The 20450-nt window shown below is 72.4% G+C and carries 16 protein-coding genes; 8 read left to right on the top strand and 8 right to left on the bottom strand.

Going from position 1 to position 20450, the window contains the following annotated elements:
- Both HF526_RS31445 and HF526_RS31450 read right to left on the bottom strand, forming a co-directional pair.
- On the bottom strand, window positions 1–509 hold a 509-nt coding region (locus tag HF526_RS31445), incomplete at its 3' end, for a carboxymuconolactone decarboxylase family protein (protein ID WP_169385291.1).
- Window positions 510–580: 71 nt separating this feature from the next.
- Window positions 581–1843 carry an LLM class flavin-dependent oxidoreductase gene (locus tag HF526_RS31450; protein WP_169385292.1) on the bottom strand — a complete coding sequence of 421 codons (1263 nt, stop codon included), beginning with the start codon at window positions 1841–1843 and terminating at the stop codon, window positions 581–583.
- Between the two features lie 170 nt (window positions 1844–2013).
- On the opposite strand from HF526_RS31450, the gene HF526_RS31455 reads away from it, so the two are divergent.
- Entirely contained in the window at window positions 2014–3156 is a 1143-nt protein-coding gene (locus HF526_RS31455) for a mandelate racemase/muconate lactonizing enzyme family protein (RefSeq protein ID WP_169385293.1), read from the top strand.
- 60 nt (window positions 3157–3216) lie between these two features.
- Here HF526_RS31455 and HF526_RS31460 read toward each other — a convergent pair whose 3' ends face one another.
- Complete coding sequence (locus tag HF526_RS31460; RefSeq protein WP_169385294.1) at window positions 3217–3546, bottom strand: putative quinol monooxygenase; 330 nt, start codon at window positions 3544–3546, stop codon at window positions 3217–3219.
- Between the two features lie 163 nt (window positions 3547–3709).
- Here HF526_RS31460 and HF526_RS31465 point away from each other — a divergent pair, with 163 nt between their 5' ends.
- The 3 genes from HF526_RS31465 to HF526_RS31475 are packed head-to-tail and all read left to right on the top strand — an operon-like array spanning window position 3710 to window position 12155.
- Complete coding sequence (locus HF526_RS31465) at window positions 3710–5692, top strand: 3-oxoacyl-ACP synthase III family protein (protein ID WP_169385295.1); 1983 nt, start codon at window positions 3710–3712, stop codon at window positions 5690–5692.
- Between the two features lie 41 nt (window positions 5693–5733).
- Window positions 5734–11370 carry an ATP-binding protein gene (locus HF526_RS31470; RefSeq protein WP_169385296.1) on the top strand — a complete coding sequence of 1879 codons (5637 nt, stop codon included), beginning with the start codon at window positions 5734–5736 and terminating at the stop codon, window positions 11368–11370.
- 32 nt (window positions 11371–11402) lie between these two features.
- The gene (locus tag HF526_RS31475; protein WP_169385297.1) at window positions 11403–12155 is read left to right on the top strand and encodes a beta-ketoacyl-ACP reductase; all 753 of its coding nucleotides are present in this window, start codon (window positions 11403–11405) and stop codon (window positions 12153–12155) included.
- 9 nt (window positions 12156–12164) lie between these two features.
- Here the strand turns inward: HF526_RS31475 and HF526_RS31480 are convergent, their stop codons facing one another.
- The gene (locus tag HF526_RS31480) at window positions 12165–13406 is read right to left on the bottom strand and encodes a glycoside hydrolase family 3 N-terminal domain-containing protein (RefSeq protein ID WP_239029382.1); all 1242 of its coding nucleotides are present in this window, start codon (window positions 13404–13406) and stop codon (window positions 12165–12167) included.
- A 97-nt stretch (window positions 13407–13503) separates the two neighbouring features.
- Complete coding sequence (locus tag HF526_RS31485; protein WP_169385298.1) at window positions 13504–14505, bottom strand: glutathione S-transferase family protein; 1002 nt, start codon at window positions 14503–14505, stop codon at window positions 13504–13506.
- Between the two features lie 63 nt (window positions 14506–14568).
- On the opposite strand from HF526_RS31485, the gene HF526_RS31490 reads away from it, so the two are divergent.
- Window positions 14569–15768, top strand: coding sequence for an acetyl-CoA hydrolase/transferase C-terminal domain-containing protein (locus tag HF526_RS31490; RefSeq protein WP_338051887.1), 1200 nt, complete (start codon window positions 14569–14571; stop codon window positions 15766–15768).
- 6 nt (window positions 15769–15774) lie between these two features.
- Here the strand turns inward: HF526_RS31490 and HF526_RS31495 are convergent, their stop codons facing one another.
- A complete protein-coding gene (locus HF526_RS31495; RefSeq protein ID WP_169385299.1) occupies window positions 15775–16047 on the bottom strand; it encodes a DUF4242 domain-containing protein in 273 nt (90 codons plus the stop codon).
- A gap of 180 nt (window positions 16048–16227) precedes the next feature.
- On the opposite strand from HF526_RS31495, the gene HF526_RS31500 reads away from it, so the two are divergent.
- Entirely contained in the window at window positions 16228–17076 is an 849-nt protein-coding gene (locus tag HF526_RS31500; RefSeq protein ID WP_169385300.1) for a mycofactocin-coupled SDR family oxidoreductase, read from the top strand.
- 7 nt (window positions 17077–17083) lie between these two features.
- Here the strand turns inward: HF526_RS31500 and HF526_RS31505 are convergent, their stop codons facing one another.
- Both HF526_RS31505 and HF526_RS31510 read right to left on the bottom strand, forming a co-directional pair.
- The gene (locus HF526_RS31505) at window positions 17084–17980 is read right to left on the bottom strand and encodes an alpha/beta fold hydrolase (protein ID WP_169385301.1); all 897 of its coding nucleotides are present in this window, start codon (window positions 17978–17980) and stop codon (window positions 17084–17086) included.
- A gap of 10 nt (window positions 17981–17990) precedes the next feature.
- A complete protein-coding gene (locus HF526_RS31510; RefSeq protein WP_169385302.1) occupies window positions 17991–18488 on the bottom strand; it encodes a GtrA family protein in 498 nt (165 codons plus the stop codon).
- Between the two features lie 214 nt (window positions 18489–18702).
- Here HF526_RS31510 and HF526_RS31515 point away from each other — a divergent pair, with 214 nt between their 5' ends.
- Window positions 18703–19494, top strand: coding sequence for an enoyl-CoA hydratase/isomerase family protein (locus tag HF526_RS31515; protein ID WP_169385303.1), 792 nt, complete (start codon window positions 18703–18705; stop codon window positions 19492–19494).
- A gap of 1 nt (window position 19495) precedes the next feature.
- Window positions 19496–20450, top strand: a 955-nt coding sequence (locus HF526_RS31520) for a 3-keto-5-aminohexanoate cleavage protein (protein ID WP_169385304.1), incomplete at its 3' end; no start/stop codon positions are given.

Consider the following 20450-nt stretch of genomic DNA (forward strand, 5'->3'; position numbering starts at 1 on the left):
GGGGCGTCGGGGTCGATGCGCAGGGCCGTCATGATGCGGGCCAGCCCGAGGTAGTGCCCGGCGGTGAGCGCCACCTCGACGATCCGCCGGTCGTCGAGTTCCGCGGCGAGCGCGGCGAAGGTCTCGTCGGGGACCTCGCCGTCGCGCACCATGTCCGCGACGAACGCCAGGGTGGCGCGTTGCGCGGCGGTGAAGCACGCGTCGTCGATGTCCCCCCGGTCGAGCGCGGCGATCTGTTCGGACGTGGCACCGGCGGCGGCCGCGATCGGCACGTGCTGGTCCCACTCGTAGCGGGCGGCCAGCCGCCCGACCTGCAGGATCACCAGCTCGCGCAGCAGCGGGTCGATGGCGAGGTCGGCGAGCACCGTCCCGCCGAACCTCAGCCAGGGCACGAAGGCCGACTCGGCCTGGGCGAGCAGGCCGAACACGTTCAGCTTCGGCATCTTGCGCAGCGCCGACGCCGTGGCGGGCGGGGCCGACTCGGGATCGACGTACGGGACACGGGCCATGGTCGAGCACAGTAGGGGTGCGCAGACGCGCGGGCACGTCCCGTTGTGGAACGCACCCGCGCGTCACCTGGTCACGTGAACCGCGGGATGATCTTCTCGGCGAAGGTCTCCATCTGGCGCCGGGACTCGTCGAAGTCCATGAAGCCCTGGTCGAAGAACCAGCCGAACCACTCCAGCTCGCCGCCCTGGGACTGGTGGATCGTCGCCAGGTCCTCGATGTCGCGCAGCACCTGGTCGACCGTCCCGGCGAGGCCGTACTTGACCTTGCGGAAGCGGTCGACCGTCCATTCCTCGGGCGGCAGCGCGACGTAGTTGTCCGGGTCGCGCGGGTACTTCGCGTCGTCCTCCGGGGTTCGGAACGCCTCCCAGAAACCGAAGCCGGAGAAGTAGATCCGGAAGCCCTCGTAGTTGGTGCGGGTCATCAGGTCGACGGCCTCCTGCTCGGTGTTCCCGAAATGCACCGACCGGAATGCGCCGACACCCTGCCCCAGCCCGAGTTGGCGGCCGTTCTCCGCGGCGACCTTCTGGTAGGTCTCGCAGAGCCGCACGAAATCGGGCGGGTAGGAGGTGAGGATCCACGGCGTGATCTCGTTGGCAGCGGTGTAGATGATGGTCTTCTCGCTGACCGAGAACGGCTGGAACGACGGCGGGTGCGGGTCCTGGTACGGCGCGGGCACCACGCAGATCCGGCGCACGACACCGTTCTCGTCGACCTCGCCGGGGGCACCGTACTTGCGGGTCCACTCGTGCGCGGGCCAGCGGGTGATGCCCTCCTTGTAGGGCTGCGGGACGGAGTAGTACTCGCTGTTGTACTCGATCGTCTCCTGCGTCCAGGCCATCTTGACGATCTTGTGGACCTCCTCGAAGACCGCCCGGTTGTGGTTGTCGACCGCCGAGCCGTCCATCGGGGCGCCGGTCACGTGGTAGTGCTGACCGAGCACGTTGGTCCAGCGGTCCTGGTAGCCGCGGGCGAAGCCGGAGTACAGCCGGCCCTTGGTGAGGTGGTCGAGCACGGCCATCTCCTCGGCCAGCCGCAGCGGGTCCCAGGACGGCAGCACGAGCGCCAGCGGGGCGAACTTGATGTTCTTGGTGCGGGCGGCGAGGTCCGCGTAGAGCAGCAGCGGCGCCACCGAGCATTCGAAGCCCTCGGAGTGGAAATGGTGCTCGGTGGTCGACAGCACGTCGAAGCCGGCCTCGTCGGCCATCACGGCCAACGTGCGGATCTCGTCGAGCATCTCCTGGTACTTCTCCTTGTTGCGCCCGATCGGACGCAGCCGCTCCCGTTCCTCGAAGCTCGCCGGGATGGTCGGCAGCATGAACAGGTTGAACTTCATTTCCGAATTTCCTCCCTGACTTTCCTCGTGCGGTGGGACGGCAGGTCGCCGGGAGCCGGGTCGGCCCCGTGGGGGATCAGACTTGCGCGTGAGTCAGATCACAGTGCGTCTCAATTTCGGACACGAACCACCGGCGTGCCGGGTTGCGGCGTGCCGCAGGATCGGTAGCCATGCGCATCGTCGGCGTTCAGGCCTTCCCGACCTCGTTCCCCACCTCCGAGCGCGGCGGTGTCCGCCTGGGCATCGGGAAAGCGGTCAAGCGCGACGCCGTGGTCGTCAAGGTGACCACCGAGGACGGGCTGGTCGGCTGGGGCGAGGCGCATCACGGCCGGTCCCCCGGCACCGTCGCACATCTGATCAACTCGACGCTGGCGCCGCTGGTCGTCGGCGCCGATGCGACCGACACCGTCGGGGTCTGGCAGCGGATCTACACCGTTCAGCTGTCCAGCCACGGGCTCGGCGCCGCCGCGTCGATCGGGCTGTCCGGCATCGACATGGCGCTGTGGGACCTGCGCGGCAAGGCCATCGGCTGGCCCGTGCACCAGTTGCTCGGCGGGGCGTCGCGGCCGGTGCCGGCCTACGCGGGCGGGGTGTCATTGGGCTTCGCCGAGCCTGCCGCCCTGGTCGAGATGGTGGCCGGCCTGCGGGCCGAGGGCTATCGGGCGGTGAAGCTGCGCATCGGCGAGGGCCCGGTGCCCGACCTGGAGCGGATCGCCGCGGTGCGCCGGGCGTTTCCCGAGCTGACGATCCTCACCGACGCCAACACCGCCTACGGGCTCGACGACGTCCGCGCCGTCGCACCCGGGCTACGCGAGCACCGGGTCGGCTGGCTGGAGGAGCCGTTCCCGCCGCACGATCACCGGCGCTACGCGACCGCGGCGTCGTTCCTCGGCGTACCGCTGGCCGCCGGGGAGAACCACTACACGCGCTTCGAGTTCCACCGCGTCATCGAGGACGGCGCGATCTCGGTGCTGCAGCCCGACCTGTCCAAGGCCGGCGGGATCACCGAGGTGGCGCGCATCGCGGCGCTCGCCTCGGCGTGGAAGCTGCCGGTGCACCCGCACACGTCGGCCACCGGACTGAACACGGCGGCCACGATCCACCTGCTCGCCGCGGTCGACAACGGCGGCTACTTCGAGGCCGACGTCTCCCCGGACAACCTGTTCCGCGAACAGCTCACCTCGGAGGCCTTCCGGGTGAACCCGGCCGACGGGACCGTGCGTCCACTCGACAAGCCGGGGCTCGGCGTCGAGGTCGACGAGGACTTCCTCGCCGCGCACCCGGTGATCGAGGGCCCCGGGTTCGTGCCCTGACGGGCTCGTGCGCGGAAACAGCCGCTCCGGCGACCATTTCCGCGCACGGGCGCGCAGCGCCTAAACGACGCCGCGCTGCGCGTCGCCCTCGGGCAGCGGGGTGAGCACCTGAACGTCCATGGGACCGGCCAGCGCACCCTCCAGCTTCGGGCTGAGCGCGGCCAGCGCGGCCGCGCCGCTGTGCACCTTCAGCGCCTCCGCCGAGCTCCACTTCTCCACGAACACGAACGCCCCGGACGGCGACCGGTGCAGCGAGTACAGCAGGCAGCCCGGCTCGGCGTGCACCTGCGGGATCGCCTCCCGCAGCGCCTTCTCCACGTCGGCCTCCCGGCCCTGCGCCGGGGTGATCGTCGCGACCACCACGACGACCTGATCCGCTGTCCCGCTCATCCGCTGCCTCCACTCGGTTTGCCGGTGAATCACTCGGTAGCCCTCCGCTACCGCCCGTACGGGGGATCTGATCACGCCGCCACTGTCCCCCGCACGGCCGGTTGTGCGATCTAGGTCACATCGACTTGGGTCGGTCGGGAACCGATCGATTCGGAGGCCGATCATGAAGCCCTTCGTGGTCAACCGGAACGGGCGCCTGGTCTTCCCGGCGAACTTCCTCGGCGAGCTGGACTTCGCAGTTCTCGACACGCTCGACCAGTTCACCGCGGTGATCGGGCGCGACTTCGAGGCGAAGGCGCCGACCGGCACCGACATCCTGGCCCGGGTCGAGTCCGGCTCCTACCCCGGTCGCTTCGAGCTGTTGCGCGACCTCGGGCAGAACCTGTTCTGGGTCAACCGCTACGCGATCACGATGTTCGACAAGCGCCCTACCCGCTGGCGTGACGTGCCGCGCCGCCGCGACGACGTCTTCCTCCCGGTGCTCACCCCGTGGGAGGACAGCGAGCGCAAGGTCGCCGCGGTCGAGCGCGCCTACCGGGAGCTGCCGGCGACGTTCGACGCGGGCACCGAGGACAAGGTGTTCGGGCTGCTGTTCGACCTGTTCCGGCACAAGCTGCACCACGCCACGGAGCTGCCGCCGATCAAGCCGACGGTCGCGGAGTTCCTGGCCCAGCCCGAGGCGCTGACCTTCGTGCTGCCCGACCACGACCCGGACTACCCCGTCTTCGGCATCGACGAGATCCTCGACGCCGACGAGCAGGTGCCCGAGCTGGAAGCCCTGATGCGCTGGGCGATGGTGCTGCACAACCAGTACCCGTTCGACCGCTCGCGCATCGAGCTGCGCCCGCCCGCCGAGATCGGCGACGACGACTTCGTCATCACGTTCATCCCGCGCAACCGCGACGTCGCCGCGTTCATCGACCGGGCCAAGGCCGCCCGCCTCGCCCACGGCGGCACCGCCGCGGCACCCGCCGGGACGCAGCCGCCGCAGGCCCGCGAGCCGGCCCGGCCCTACCCGCCGGTGCGGGTCCGGGAGACGTTCGCGATCCAGCCCAGGCTGGAGGCGCTGGCCGTCGTCCGCGGCGAGCACGTCTGCGACAACACCGACGTCATCCGCAACACCAGCTTCTCCTGGTCACCGATGAGCGCCGACGAGATCAGCGCCAAGACCGGGATCCGGCAGCGCCGCTACACCGCCAGGGAACTCGAACAGCTCGCCCTCGACGCGGCCCGCGCCGCCCTGGCACATGCCGGACGCCGGCCCGAGGAGATCGGCGCGGTGCTGGTCAGCACGTGCACCTCCAACCGGCTGATCCCCTCGGTGGCGACGTGGCTGTCCGGCGAGCTCGGCCTGATGCAGACGCACGCGTCGGTCGACCTCGTCGCCGCCTGCGCGGGCCTGCCGTACGGGCTGGCCGAGGCCGTCCGGTTGCTGCAGGAGGTGGACCGGCCGGTGCTGCTCGTCTGCGTGGAGAAGTTCTCGGACAAGATCGGCAGCGTGCGCACCTCTCGGATGATCTTCGGCGACGGGGCCGCGGCACTCGTCGTCGCACCGGCCGGGCCCGGGGCGACCGGCGATGTCGAGGTCGTGCAGACCTACGCGAGCGGCCCGTGGAGCGAGGTCAACTCGATCATCTGGCCGAACCCGGAGTTCGACAACGACATCACCGTCTACGGCCCGGAGGTCAAGGCACTGGTGCAGCGCTACCTCGGGCAGATGATCGGGGAGCTCGACGCCCAGAGCGACCCGGACAAGCCCGCCCGCACCCTGCTGGAGAGCATCGAGCTCATCGTTCCGCACCAGGCGAACAAGACGATGATCCTCAACCTGGCCGCGAAGGCCGGGCTGTCGGCCGATCAGCTTTACTTCAACATCGAGACGATGGGCAACGTGTCGGCGGCGAGCATCCCGATCGCGATGTACGACGCCGTCCGCGACGGCGTGATCGACCACCCGATGCGGGTGTTCGCACCCGGTTTCGGGGCCGGCGCGGTGGGCGGCTATGCAGTACTGCGGGTCGATCCGGCGATCGTGGCCGACGAAGTCGTGTGGCCGGGATCGGGTGCCGCTGACGGCGAATCCGTAGCAGCATCTCCGGTGACCGGGACGACCTCCGACGATGTGCGTGTCGCCTTCGGTGAATGACCTCGCCGGACGAGCCGCCTGACAGCAGGGATGAACACCGTATGAGCCAAGGGACCCGACCTCCCTTCCACCGCCTCGCCATCGTCAACCGGGGCGAACCCGCGATGCGGCTGATCAACGCTGTGCGCGAGTGGAACGCGGAGGGCCGCCCCCCGCTGCGCACCATCGCCGTCCACACGGCGGTCGACCGCCGGGCGATGTTCGTCCGCGAGGCCGACGAGGCGGTGCTGATCGGCCCGGACGAGGAGACGGGATTCGGGGCCAACCCCTACCTGGATTACGCCGAGCTGGAGCGTGCGCTGCGGGCGGCGCGGGCCGACGCGGTGTGGCCTGGCTGGGGGTTCGTCTCGGAGAAGGCCGAGTTCGCCGACCTGTGCGCACGGCTCGGCATCACGTTCGTCGGCCCGTCGCCCGAGGTCATGCGCCGGCTCGGCGACAAGATCGAGTCCAAGCGACTGGCCGACGAGGTCGGGGTGCCGCTGGCCCCGTGGAGCGGGGGGCCGGTCGCCGATCTCACCGAGGCCCGCAAGCATGCCGAGGTCATCGGCTATCCGCTGATGGTCAAGGCCACCGCGGGCGGCGGTGGCCGGGGCATCCGGCTGGTGAACTCCGCCGACGAGCTCGGCGAGGCCTTCGAGCGGGCCTGCTCCGAGGCGGCCAGGACGGCCGGGGACGGCACCGTGTTCCTCGAGCGTGCGATCCGCGGCGGCCGGCACGTCGAGGTGCAGGTGGTCGCCGACGCCGCGGGCACGGTGTGGACGCTGGGCATCCGCGACTGCAGCGTGCAGCGGCGCAACCAGAAGGTCATCGAGGAGTCGGCGTCCACCGCGTTGGACGCCGAGCAGGAGAATCTGCTGCGCACCTGCGCGGCCGACCTGGTCCGGGCGGCCGGCTACGTCAACGCGGGCACCGTGGAGTTCCTCTACGAGCCCAAGGAGCGGCTGCTGTCGTTCCTCGAGGTCAACACCCGGCTGCAGGTCGAGCACCCGGTCACCGAGGCGACCACCGGCGTCGACATCGTCAAGCTGCAACTGCACGTCGCGGCGGGTGGCCGGCTGGACGAGATCGCCCCCGCCACGCCGTCGGCGCACGGGCACGCGATCGAGGCCCGGCTGACCGCCGAGGACCCGGAGCACGGGTTCGCCCCCGCTCCCGGCCTCATCGAGCACCTCGCGCTGCCGACCGGGCCCGGTATCCGGGTGGACACCGGCGTCGCCGCGGGCGACGTGATCCCCCCGCAGTACGACTCGATGATCGCGAAGGTGATCGCCTGGGGCCGGGACCGGTCCGAGGCCCGGGCCCGGTTGCACCGCGCGCTGCGCCAGACCGCCGCGGTGATCGACGGCGGCACCACGAACAAGGCGTTCCTGCTCGACCTGCTCGACCGCCCCGAGGTGCGCAACGGCGACGTCGACACCACCTGGCTCGACTCGATGATGGCCGACGGCTACGCCCCACCGCGCCGGCTCGACGTCGCGCTGCTCGCGACCGCGGTGGAGGCGCACGACGCCCACGTGCAGCGGCAGCGCGACCGGCTGTTCACCTCCGCCGAACGCGGCCGGCCCGAGGTCGGGCACGAGACCTGGCACCAGGTCGACGTCCGCGCCGCGGGCGAGTCGTACCGGCTGCGGGTCGCCCGGTCCCGGCCCGCCCGGTACCGGGTGGAACTCGACGGTCAATCCGTCGACGTCGACGTCGAGCGCGCCGGCCGGTTCGAGCGCCGGCTCACCGTCGACGGGCAGGCGTTCTCGGTGCTGTCGGTCGCGCAGGGCGCGGACTACCTCGTCGAGGTCGACGGGGCGGTGCACCGGATCTCCGGTGGCGAGGCCGGCCTGGTCCGCGCCCCGGCGCCGGCCATGGTCGTGGCCGTGCCGGTCAAGGCCGGCGACGTGGTCGACGAGGGCGACGTCGTCGCCATCGTGGAATCGATGAAGCTCGAGACCGCGCTGCGCGCCCCGGTCAGCGGCCGGGTCGCCGAGGTGCTGGTCCCGGCGAACACCCAGGTGGAGAGCGGCACCAAGCTGGTCCGGCTGGAGCCCGACCCGGAGAACGGCGCCGGCGGGGAGGCCGCGGCCGGCACCGAGCGGGCCGACCTCAGCGCGCTGATCGGAACCACCGCGGCCGCTGCCGAGCCGGCCACCGCCGCGTCCGACGCGCTGGCCGCGCTGCGCTCGCTGGTGCTCGGCTTCGACATCGACGAGCGGGAGGCCCGGCCGCTGCTGGCCGGGCTGGCCGCCGCCCGCGCGGAGCTGCCCGACGACGACCCTGGGCTGCTCGCCGGCGAGATCGCCGTGCTGCAGATCTTCGCCGACCTGTGCGCGCTGTCGCGCAACCGCCGGGTGTCCAACGGGGCGGGCGACCTCGCCGCCGACGAGTCCGCGGTGGACGCCGAGGCGGCCCGCAACCCGCAGGAGTACCTGTACGCCTACCTGCGCTCCCGGGACGCCGAGGCCGAAGGGCTGCCCGAGTCGTTCCTGATCAAGCTCCGCCGTGCATTGGCGCACTACGGCGTGACCGACCTGGAGTCCTCGCCCGACCTGGGCCCGGCGCTGTACCGGATGTTCCTGGCCCACCGCCGGGCCGGTGCGCACGTCCCCGTGGTGTCGGATCTGCTGCAGCGGCGGCTGCGCCAACCGGAGTCGCTGCCCGCGGACGCCCGCGAGGGCTACCGGAAGGTCCTCGACCAGCTGGTCACGGCCACCCAGCTGCGCTACCCGATGATCGGCGACCTGGCCCGGCAGGTGCGCTACCGCTGCTTCGACGCCCCGCTCATCGCCGAGGCGCGGGCGCAGGTGCAGCGCGACGTGCGCGCCGAGCTCGACCATTTGGCAGACGACCCGCAGGCCCGCGCGGCGCAGATCGACGCCCTGGTCGCCGCCGGCGAGCCGATCCTGAGCGCCTTCGGCGAGCGCCACCACGCGGCGATGCTCGAGGTGATGACCCGGCGCTACTACCGGATCCGGCCGCTGGAGCGCTTCGCCGTGGTCCAGCACGACGGCCGGCCGCTGCTCACCGCGGGCTACGTCCACGACGGCCACTCCTACAGCGTGCTCGCCACCGTCGTCGACAGCACCGCGACCGACGGTGCCGAAGGCCCGTCGGCGGTCGCGACCGACCTGCACCAGATGGTCGACGCGCTACCTGCCGACCGCACCGCGCTGATCGACCTGTACGTGACCTCCGACGACTCGTCCGGGGCCGACCCGGACGCCCGCGCCGGGCGGATCCGCGACAAGCTCGGCAGCATCCCGGACGCCGTCGGCCGGGTCGCCGTCGCGGTCCGCCGCGCCGACGGCGAGAACAACGGCCCGACCTGGTTCACCTTCCGCCGCGGCGCTGACGGCGAGCCGGTGGAGGACCGCACGCTGCGCGGGCTGCACCCGATGGTGGCCGAGCGGCTGGGCCTGTGGCGGCTGGCGGACTTCGAGCTGACCCGGCTGCCGTCGGCCACCGACGTGCACCTGTTCCGCGCCCAGGGCCGGAACGTGTCCGAGGACCAGCGGCTGATCGCGCTGGCCGACGTCCGCGACCTGACGACGGTGCGCGACGACGAGGGCCGGATCCGCAGCCTGCCGCAGCTCGAGCACGTCCTCGACGCCTGCCTGGACAGCCTGCGCGCCGCCCGTTCCGCCGACCGGTCGGCGGCCAAGCTGGCCTGGAACCGGGTGCTGCTCTACGTGTGGCCGGTCGTGGACGTGCCGCTGGCCGAACTCGACGAGGTGGTCCGGGCGCTGGCTCCGCGCTCCGAGGGGCTGGGCCTGGAACAGGTGATGGTGCAGTTCCGGTCGGTCGAAGCGGGCGGGAACCTCGCCGGGGAGCCGCGCGAGCTCATGCTGCGGATGTCCCGCCCGCCGGGCGCCGGCCTGACCATGCGCGTCACCGACCCGCCGGTCGGCCCGCTGCGCGAGCTGGACGCCTACGCGCAGAAGGTGATCCGGGCCCGCCGCCGCGGTGCCGTGTACCCCTTCGAACTGGTGCCGCTGCTGACCCGCTCCCCCGACCGGGGCGGCCGGCCGGGCACGTTCACCGAGTACGACCTCGACGACAGCGGGGCCCCGGTGCCGGTGGACCGGGCCCCGGGCGGCAACACCGCCAATCTGGTGCTCGGCGTGGTCACCACGCCGACCGAGCGCTACCCGGAGGGCATGACCCGGGTGGTGCTGCTGGGTGACCCGACCAAGGCGCTGGGCGCGCTCGCCGAACCGGAGTGCGCCCGGGTGCTCGCCGCGATCGAGCTGGCCCGCCGGCTCGAAGCGCCGATCGAGTGGTTCGCGGTGTCCGCCGGTGCCAAGATCGCGATGGACTCGGGCACCGAGAACATGGACTGGATCTCCCGGGTGCTGCGCGGGATCATCGAGTTCACCCAGGACGGCGGCGAGATCAACATCGTGGTCACCGGCATCAACGTCGGCGCCCAGCCGTACTGGAACGCCGAGGCCACGATGCTCATGCACACCAAGGGCATCCTGGTGATGACGCCGGACTCGGCGATGGTGCTCACCGGCAAGCAGTCGCTGGACTACTCCGGCGGGGTCTCGGCCGAGGACAACTTCGGCATCGGGGGCTACGACCGGATCATGGGCCCGAACGGACAGGCGCAGTACTGGGCGCCGGACCTGTCCGGTGCGGTCGACGTGCTGCTCGCGCACTACGAGCACACCTACACCGCGCCCGGGGAGCGCTTCCCGCGCGTCGCGCCGACCGGCGACCCGGTCGACCGGGACATCGCCGACTCCCCGCACTCGGGGCCGGGCACCGAGTTCACCAGGCTGGGCGAGATCTTCTCGGAGGCGACGAACGCCGAACGCAAGAAGCCGTTCGACATCCGCTCGCTGATGCGCGGGGTGGCCGACGCCGACCACCCGCCGCTGGAGCGCTGGGTGGACATGCACGACGCCGACTCCGTCGTCGTGTTCGACGCCCACCTGGGCGGGCAGCCGGTGGAGATGCTCGGGATCGAGTCCCGGCCGCTGCCGCGGCGTGGGCGCCCGCCGGTGGACGGTCCGTCGCAGTGGACCGCCGGGACGCTGTTCCCGCGCTCCTCGCGCAAGGCCGCCCGGGCGATCAACGCGGCCAGCGGCAACCGGCCGCTGGTGGTGCTGGCCAACCTGTCGGGCTTCGACGGCTCCCCGGAGTCGCTGCGCGGCCTGCAGCTGGAGCACGGCGCCGAGATCGGCCGGGCCGTGGTCAACTTCGACGGGCCGATCGTGTTCTGCGTGGTCTCCCGCTACCACGGCGGCGCGTTCGTCGTGTTCTCCGGGACCCTCAACGACAACATGGAGATCGCGGCCGTCGAGGGCTCCTACGCATCGGTGATCGGCGGCGCGCCCGCCGCAGCCGTCGTGTTCGCCGGCGAGGTCAACAAGCGCACCGCCGCCGACCCGCGGGTGGCCGGCCTGGAGGCGCGGATCACCGAGGCCGTGGAGACGGGCGCAGAGGCCGACGCGGCCCGGTTGCGCGCCGAGCTGGCCGGTGTCCGGTCCGGCGTGCGGTCGGAGAAGCTCGGCGAGGTCGCCGACGAGTTCGACACCCGGCACAGCATCGAACGGGCCCGGCGGGTTGGTTCGGTGGACACGATCGTTCCCGCCTCGCGGTTGCGGCCCTACCTGGTCGACGCCGTGCAGCGCGGGATGGCGCGGACCCTCGGCGGGACCGTGCGGAAGGGCGAGGACGGGTAGCACGACAAGGGGACCAACGACGGGAGCCCGGCATGACGAACGAGACCAACGGCCGGCGGGTGGCGATCGTGACGGGCGGCGCACGCGGTATCGGGGCAGCGATCACCACGTCGCTGGCACGTTCAGGGGTGCATGTCGCCGCGGGCTACAGCAGCAACGCGAAGGCCGCGGAGGAACTAGCCGGCAAGCTCGGCGCGGAGGGCGCGTCGATCTCGGTGCACCAGGGCAACGTGGGCAAACCCGAGGACTGCGACCGCGTGGTCGGGGAGGTGCTCAGCGATCGGGGCCGGGTCGACTACCTGATCAACAACGCCGGGATCACCGTCGACAAGACCATGCGCAGGATGACCGTCGACGACTGGCACGCGGTGCTGCGGATCAACCTGTCCGGCTCGTTCTACATGGCCAAGGCCGTGCTCGATCACATGCTCGAGCGCGGCTTCGGCCGGATCGTCAACATCAGTTCGGTGATCGGGCAGATGGGCAACATCGGCCAGGTCAACTACGCCGCGTCGAAGTCGGGACTGTTCGGCATGACGCAGAGCATGGCGCGTGAGGTCGCCCGCAAGGGCATCACCGTCAACTGCGTCGCGCCCGGCTACATCGAGACCGAGATGGTGGCCGCGGTACCGGAGGAGGTACTGGAGAAGATCATCGCCAAGGTGCCGGTCGGGCGGCTCGGGAAGGCCGGTGAGATCGCCCGCGCGGTGCAGTTCCTCGTCGACGACGACGCCGGTTACATCACCGGCAGCGTCATCTCGGTCAACGGCGGCCTGGACATGTGAGCACCGCCGTCACGGGGTGCAGACACCCTTCGCGGCGAGGATCCGGGCGACGGCCCGGTCGTTGTCCGCCGCGTTGACGGTGCCGTCGGCGAGGGCCTGCTGCAGCGCGTCGAGCACCGGGGTGACCGGGCCGACATTGGACGACAGCGCCATGTCCGCCCCGGCCTGCAGCGCCTTCACCACGGCCTGCGGCAGCGCGAACTGTCCGGTGATGGCCTTCATCGCCCCGAGGTCGTCGGTGACCACCAGGCCGTCGAAGCCGTACTCGGTGCGCAGCAGCTGGTAGACCGCCGGGGTGAGCGAGCTGGGCAGCCCGGTGGTGAGCCCGGGGACGTCCAGGTGCCCGACCATCACGCCGAACCCGCCGCCGTGCAGCGGGCCGCCGGGCCCGAGCAGGTCGGCGTAGGGGCGCAGGTCGTCGGCGCGCAGCTGGGCGAGCGGCGGAGTGGTGACGCGGCCGCGGTGCGAGTCGCCGTTGCCGTGCCCGTGGCCGGGGAAGTGCTTGAGCACGCCGGACACCCCGGCGGCCCGCAGGCCCTCGGCGAACGCCCCCGCATAGCGGGTGACGACGGCGGGGTCGTCGCTGAACGAGCGGTCGCCGATCACGGCGTCCGCCGGCTGGTCGCTGACGTCGACGTCGGGGGCGAAGTCCATCGTGACGCCGCGGGCGAGCAGTTGGCGGCCCCGCTTCTCGCCGAGCGCGCGGACCTGGTCGACGGTCATCGTCGCGGCCATCGTGCGGGCGCTGGGGATGGAGCCGTCGAGGTCCTTGACGCGCTGCACCCGGCCGCCCTCGTCGTCGACGGCCACGGCGACGGGTACCCGCGCGGCCTTCTGCAGCGCGGCCAGCCGGGAGTTCTGCAGCAGTGCGGTGGCCTTCCCGCCGAGGAAGACCCCGCCGACCTGGCTGCTGCGCACGGTCTCGGCTGCGGAGCCGGGGTCGGACGCGTCGACACCGATCATCAGCCGCTGGGCCAGCCGGTCGCGGACCGGCAGCGACGTGACCATGGCTGCGCAGGCCGGGAGCCGGTTCCCGGGAGCCGCGGCAGTGTCGGGCGCGGGCTGGGATGCGGGCCGAGGGGCGGGACCCGACGCCGCCGGCGCGGCGGGTGTGCCGACGGCGGCCGACGGGGCGATGGTCGGGGCGGCACCGGTGGCCACTCCGACGCCGCCGCCGAGCGCGCCGACGACGAGGCCGGCGAGCAGGGGCACGATGGACCGGGGCCGGTGGCGCTGCTGTCGGATCGGCATTGGTGCCATTGTCCCGGTTCGAGCGACCCGGAAGGCGACGGGCCGCGGCGGCGCGCCGAACGGGGCCCGACCGGCGGTGCCCGGTCGCAGGGGCCGCTCAGGCCCCCAGCGGCGGGACGGCCTCACCCACCGGTGGCGGCCCGGGCGGGGTCCCGTCGCCGAACGGGTGTCCGCCCAGCTGCTCGCGCCCGTGCGGGGTCAGCCAGTTCGTGACCTCCGGCCCGACCGGCACGATCCCGGTCGGGTTGATCTCGGTGTGCACGCCGTAGTAATGCTGCTTGATCTGGGCGAAGTCGATCGTGTCGCCGAAGCCGGGGGTCTGGAACAGGTCCCGGGCGTAGGCCCACAGCACCGGCATCTCGGTGAGCTTGTGCCGGTTGCACGCGAAGTGGCCGTGATAGGCGGCGTCGAAGCGGACCAGGGTCACCCACAGCCGGATGTCGGCCTCGGTGATCGTGTCGCCGACCAGGTACCGCCGGCTCGCGAGCCGCTCGCTCAGCGCGTCGAGCCGCTCGAACAGCGCCTGGTAGGCCTTCTCGTACGCGGCCTGCCCCTTCGCGAAGCCCGCCTTGTACACGCCGTTGTTGACGTCGTGGAAGACCTGCTCGTTGATCTCGTCGATCTCGCCACGGTGCGCGTCGGGGTACAGGTCGGGTGCGCCGGCACGGTGGAAGGCCCGCCACTGGCTGGAGAAGTCGAGGGTCAGCTGCGCATAGTCGTTGGTGACGACCCGGCCGGAGGCGATCTCCACCATGGCCGGCACGGTGATCCCCGCGGCGTAGTCCGGGTCGGCCTTGCGGTAGGCCTCGCCCAGGTACTCGATACCGAGCACCGGGTCCCGGTTGTCCGGGTCGAGGTGGAAGCGCCAGCTGCGCTCGTCGTGCAGCGGGCCGGCGATGCCCATGGAGATCACCGGCTCCAGACCGAGCAGCCGCCGGACGATCACGGCGCGGTTGGCCCACGGGCACGCCCGGGCGGCGATCAGCCGGTAGCGGCCGGGCTCCACCGGCCAGCGCGACGAGCCGTCGGCGGTGATCCGCTCGGTGACCTCGACGGGCTCGCGCTCGAACGTCTCGGTCGTGGACTGCGTCGCTCCCATGGAGGAAACCTAGATCCACGCCGCCCCGCCCGCGCGGTGAGCAGCTGTGATCGAATCGCCGGCGTGGGTACGCGTGAGCTCGACGACCTCGTCCGCCCCGGCATGCGCGTCGCGGTGGCCGACGGCTGCGGATCGCCCCGCGCGCTGTTCCCGGCGTTGCGCCGCGCGGCGGCCCGGCACGGCGATCTGAGGCTGGTCCTCGGCTGGATGCCGGCCGCCGAACCCGAGCTGGACCCGGCCGCGTTCGCCGACGCCCGCGCCCTGATGGGCGGGCCGGGCCTGCGCCCGGCCATCGACGCCGGCGCTGTGCGCGCGGTGCCCTGCCGGTTGTCGGCCGTCCCGTCGCTGCTGGCCGGGCCGCTGCGCCCGGACCTGCTCGTCGCCACTCTGGTCCGCGGGGCCGACGGACTGCACCTGGGTACCGAGGTGGCGTGGATGCGCGGGCTCGTCGAGGCCGGGGTGCCGGTGGCTGCGGTGGTGTCGCGGTCCGCGCCGCATGCCGACGCCGGGCCGGCGCTGCCTGCCGACGCGATCACCGTCCTCGGCGACGTCGACTCCGAGCTCGGCCGCCCGCGCGAGGTGTCCACCCCGCCGCCGACCCCGGACGACGTGGCGATCGCCCGCAACGCCGCGGCGCTGGTCCCGGAGGGGGCGCGGGTGCAGGTCGGGCCCGGCCGTCTCGCCGCGGCGATGGTGGACGCGCTGCGGGTGCGGGTGCGGGTCGACTCGGGGCTGCTGCCGGAGGCCGTCGTCGACCTCGACGAACGCGGGCTGTTGCTCGACGACCCGGTGGCCGCCTACCTCGTCGGGACGCGGCGGCTCTACGACTGGGCGCACGGCCGCCCGCTGCTGCACCCGGTCGAGGTCACCCACGACATCGGGCGGCTCTCCGCGGCCCAGGCGCCCCCGCTGATCGCGCTCAACGCCGCCCTGGAGATCGACGTGGACGGTCAGGTCAACGTCGAGGGCGTCGGCCGCTCGGCGGCCGGCATGATCGGCGGCCATCCGGACTTCGCCGGGGCCGGGGCGCGGTGCCGCGACGGGCTCAGCGTGATCGCGGTGGCGAGCGCGCACCGGGACCGGCCCACGCTGGTGACCCGGCTGTCCCGCCCGGTGACCACGCCCTCCCACGACGTGGACGTCGTCGTCACCGAGCGGGGTTCGGCCGACTTGCGTGGGCTCGACCGCGCGGAACGGCGGGCCGCGCTGCGCGACCTGTGGGGCGGACGGGTGCGCGACACCGGCCCCGCCCGCGAGACCTGACCCCGGCTACCGGCCGCCGGTGGTCGGGTCGATCGTCCGCGAGACCTCACGGACGGCGTTGGCCGGGAACCCGCCCTGGTCGGCGTGCTTGCGGATGGCGTCGGCGTCCGGGGCGAGGTACACGCAGAAGATCTTGTCGTCGGTCACGTAGCTCTGCACCCACTGCACATCGGGCATGCCGGAGAGCACCTCGTTGCTCTTGCGGCTGATGGCACCGAGCTCGTCGTCGGACAGGTTTCCCGCACCCGGGATCTCGCGTTCGATCACGTACTTGGGCATGTGACGACGGTAACGACCCACGTGCGTGACGGCCCCGTCCGAACGGACGGGTCTCGGCGCCGATACCGCCGGTCGGACGTGTGGAGAGCTACAACGGTCGGCCGGGTGCCTCGTTGACCCTGCGCCGAGCGGCCGCTCAGAGTGTGGCGGACAGCACTCTCCAGCGTGGACGGAGGACGCATGGGACGGGTCGAGGGCAAGGTCGCTCTGGTCACCGGGGCGGCACGTGGGCAGGGCCGGGCGCACGCCGTGCGGCTGGCCGAGGAGGGCGCCGACATCGTCGCGCTCGACCTGTGCGACCAGCTGGCGAGCGTCCCGTACGACATGGCGACGCCGGCCGACCTCGCGGAGACGGTGAAACGGGTCGAGGAGCTCGACCGGCGGATCGTCGCCCGGCAGGCCGACGTCCGCGACCTCGCTGCGCTGCAGGCCGTGGTGGCCGACGGGATCGCCGAGTTCGGTCACCTCGACATCGTCTGCGCGAACGCCGGCATCGCCAGCTTCGCGCCGACCTGGGAACTGTCCGAGGACCAGTGGCAGCAGATGCTCGACGTCAACCTGACGGGCGTCTGGAAGACGGTGAAGGCGACGGTGCCGCAACTGCTCGAACAGGGGCACGGCGGCTCGATCATCCTGACCAGCTCGATCGCGGGCCTGATCGCCTTCCCCAACCTCGGCCACTACACCGCGGCCAAGCACGGCGTGGTCGGGCTGATGCGCACCCTCGCCGTCGAGCTGGCGCCGCACCGGATCCGCGTCAACTCGATCCATCCGACCACGGTGGACACCGACATGGTCAACAACCCGGCGATCTACTCGCTGTTCCTCGGCGGGCTGCAGGGCGCCACCCGGGCGGACGCCGAGGTCGGGATGAAGGCGATGAACGCCATCCCGATCCCGTGGGTGGACCCGATCGACATCAGCAATGCGGTGCTGTGGCTGGCCTCCGACGAGTCCCGCTACGTGACCGGCACGACCCAGGTCATCGATGCCGGCGCCATGGCCCCGTTCAAGATCCCGAACCTCTGAGGTGGGCTCAGCCTTCCGCGAGGAACCCGCGGAGCGCGGCCAGGGTCAGGTCGTGGCGCTCCTCGACGAGGAAGTGCCCCGCGCCGTCGATCGCGCCGCCGCGGACCAGGCCGGGCCGCGCGGCCCGCTCGCGCCACACCGCGAGCGGGTCGGCGGAGCCGGTGCCGACCACGCTCGCTCCACCCCACAACACCAGCAGCGGCGCGCCCACCCGCTCGTCGGCCGCGTCGTGCTCGAGGTCGATCGAGGCGCCCGCCCGGTAGTCCTCGAGCATCGCGTGCCGGGTGTCCGGGTCGCCGAAACAGCGCTCGTACTCCGCCAGAGCCTCGGGGGCGTGCGCGGCCAGGCCGCTGCCCCAGCCGCCGAGCAGGCTGTGCAGGTAGCGGATCGGGTCGCCGGCGATCAGCCGCTCGGGCAGGTCGAAGGGCTGGATGAAGAAGAACCAGTGGTAGTACGCGGTGGCTAGCCTGCGGTCCACATGGGAGTACACGTGGGCCGTCGGCAGGATGTCGAGTACCGCGAGCCGGTCGACGGCGTCCGGGTGGTCCAGAGCCAGCCGGTGCGTGACGCGGGCGCCGCGGTCGTGCCCGACGACGGCGAACCGGTCGCACCCGAGCTCGGCCATCACCGCGACCTGGTCGGCGGCCATCGCCCGGAAGCTGTAGCCCGCGTGGTCGTCGCCGGAGGCCGGCCGCGAGGAGTCTGCGTAGCCGCGCAGGTCGGTGGCCACGACGGTGTGGTCACGCGCGAGCTCGGGGGCGATGCGGTGCCACATGGCGTGGGTCTGCGGGAAGCCGTGCAGAAGCAGCACCGGCGGACCGCTGCCACCACGGACGCCGTGGATGCGTGCCTCTCCCGCGGCGGATCGGACGTCGATGTCGAACCGCTCGAAGTCTCCGAACACGCAGCCGACGCTAGCTGGCCGACGCCGCTTCCGGGCGGGTGTCGAAGACCCAGTAGCGGAGCACGAGGAACCGCAGCAGCCCGCCGAGCACGCTGGCCAGCGCCACGGCGAGGGCCTCCTCCCACTCGGTCGCGGCCGGAATCACCTGGTCGAGCAGCACCAGCACCAGGGAGCTGTAGAACGCGTAGAACAGCACGGTCCCGCCGTCCTGCACGTAGGCACGCCAGCGGTGCGCCTCGGCGCCCTGGAAGGTGAAGCGGCGGTTGACCTCGGTGCTCACCGCGGTGCTCAGCACCAGCGCGACCAGGTTGGCCGGCACGGCGTCGAGGAAGTCCCGCAGGACCAGGTAGATGACCGCGTTGACCACGGTGCCGAGGCCACCGACCACGGCGTAGCGGGCGAGCTGGGTGAGCAACGGGTAGCGCACCCGCAGCCGGGCGGCCAGGGAGGCGAGGTCCGCCTGCAGCGCTGTCGCCGGCGCTCCTATCGCCAGCGCTCCGCCTGCCATTCGGACCACCCTCCTCCACGACCGTTGCGGCGTACGGACCATTTATCGCACTTGTTCGTGTCGATCCGCTCGCCGACAGCTGTGCAAACGCTGTGAGCCCCGCCCCCTTCCCGAACAAGGTCGCCCGTTCGGGGGGTGATCTTCCGCGGGCCTCGCCGTCGCTTCCTCGGCGGCCGTTCTCGACGAGCCCCGGATCCGCGGCCATGCTGGGCCCATGGCAGCTCCGGTCAGCGTGGACAGCACCCATGACCACCACCTCGGGCTCGCGGTCGTCACCATCGACCACCCGCCGCTGAACCTGTTCGACGACGAGCTGCAGGAGGCGCTGATCGCCACGGTCGGCGAGCTGGAACGGATCGAGCCGCGCGCGGTGCTGTTCCGCTCGCAGGGCCGCTTGGTGACCGGCGGGGTCGACGTCGGCGTGTTCGACCGGCTCGCCGACCCGGCGGCCGCCGCCGAGCTGTTCCGGCTCCTGGTGAACACGGCACAGCGCATCGAGCGGCTGCCCTGTCCCACCGTCTACGCCGCGCACGGACTCTGCCTGACCTGGGGCTTCGAGCTCGCGTTGGCCTGCGACCTGATCCTGGCGACGGAGAACGCACAGTTCGGCCTGATCGAGGCCACCGTCGGCCTGACCCCGGCGTTCGGCGGCACCCAGCGGCTCGCCGAACGGGCCGGCAGCGGCCGCGCCCGGGAGCTCGTGATGACCGCCGACCGCTACGACGCGGCGACGCTGCACGAATGGGGCGTGGTCAACGAGGTGCTGCCCGCCGAGGGCTTCTCCGACGCCGCCCTCGCGTTCACCGGCCGGCTCGCCGCCGGCCCGACCCGCGCGCACGCCGCGACCAAGGCCGTCGTCCGGGCCTACGTCGAGGGCGGCGTCCCGCAGGCCGACGCGGTGGTGCCGGACATCGCCGCCGCATTGTTCGCGACCGAGGACCTGCGCGGTGCGATACGCAGCTTCCTGCGCGACGGTCACGGCCGCGCGGCGTTCGAGGGCCGCTGAGATGGTCCGCCCGGCCGGCCGTACCGAGCCGGTGATCATCGAGGTGGCGGTGAACGGGGCCACCCCGCGCCGGGCCAACCCGCACGTGCCGCGCTCCCCCGCCGAGATCAGCGCCGAGATGCTGGACTGCATCGAGCGCGGAGCCGCGATCGTGCACAACCACAACGACGACCCGATGTTCACCACCGACGGCGTGCACGCGGTCGAGCCGTACCTGCAGGCCTGGGGCCCGGTGCTGGAGCGCTACCCGGACGCGCTGCTGTACCCGACCATGGCGGCCGGGGCCCGCGGGATCCCGGTGCAGCGCCGGTGGGCCCACGTCGAAGAGCTGGCCCGCCGACGCATGGGCGGGCTCAGCCTCGTCGATCCCGGGTCGGTGAACGTGGGCCTGACCAGCGACGGGGTGGTCCCGGAGAACGCCGCGGCGGAGCCGTACCAGAACAGCTTCGCCGACGTCGAGTACATGTTCGCCCGCAGCGGTCAGCTCGGCGCCGCCCCCAGCATCTCGATCTTCGAGCCGGGCTTCCTGCGCACCGCGCTGACCCTGCACCGGCACGGCCGGGTGCCGCCTGGCGCGATCGTGAAGCTGTACTTCGGCGGCAGGCTGGAGTTCGGGCTGCCGCCCACCGAGGCCGCGTTGACGGCCTACCTGGAACTGCTGGGCCCCTCCGGTCTGCCCTGGTCCGTGGCGGTGCTCGGCGGCGACGTCATCGAGTCCGGACTGGCCGAGCTGGCAATCCGCCGCGGTGGGCACGTCCGGGTCGGACTCGAGGACTACGCCGGCCCCGCGACACCGTCCAATACCGACCTGCTGGACGACGCCCTGGCCCTGCTCGACCGCGTCGTCACCCGGATCTACTTCCCGGACGAGGACGCGGCCAACGCCACCGACCCGCTGCTGTCCGAGGTCCCGGCCGACCGCGTCCCGACCCTCGTCGCTCACCAGGCCGCCCCCG

This window comes from Pseudonocardia acidicola (assembly GCF_012911935.1).
GTDB lineage: Bacteria > Actinomycetota > Actinomycetes > Mycobacteriales > Pseudonocardiaceae > Pseudonocardia > Pseudonocardia acidicola.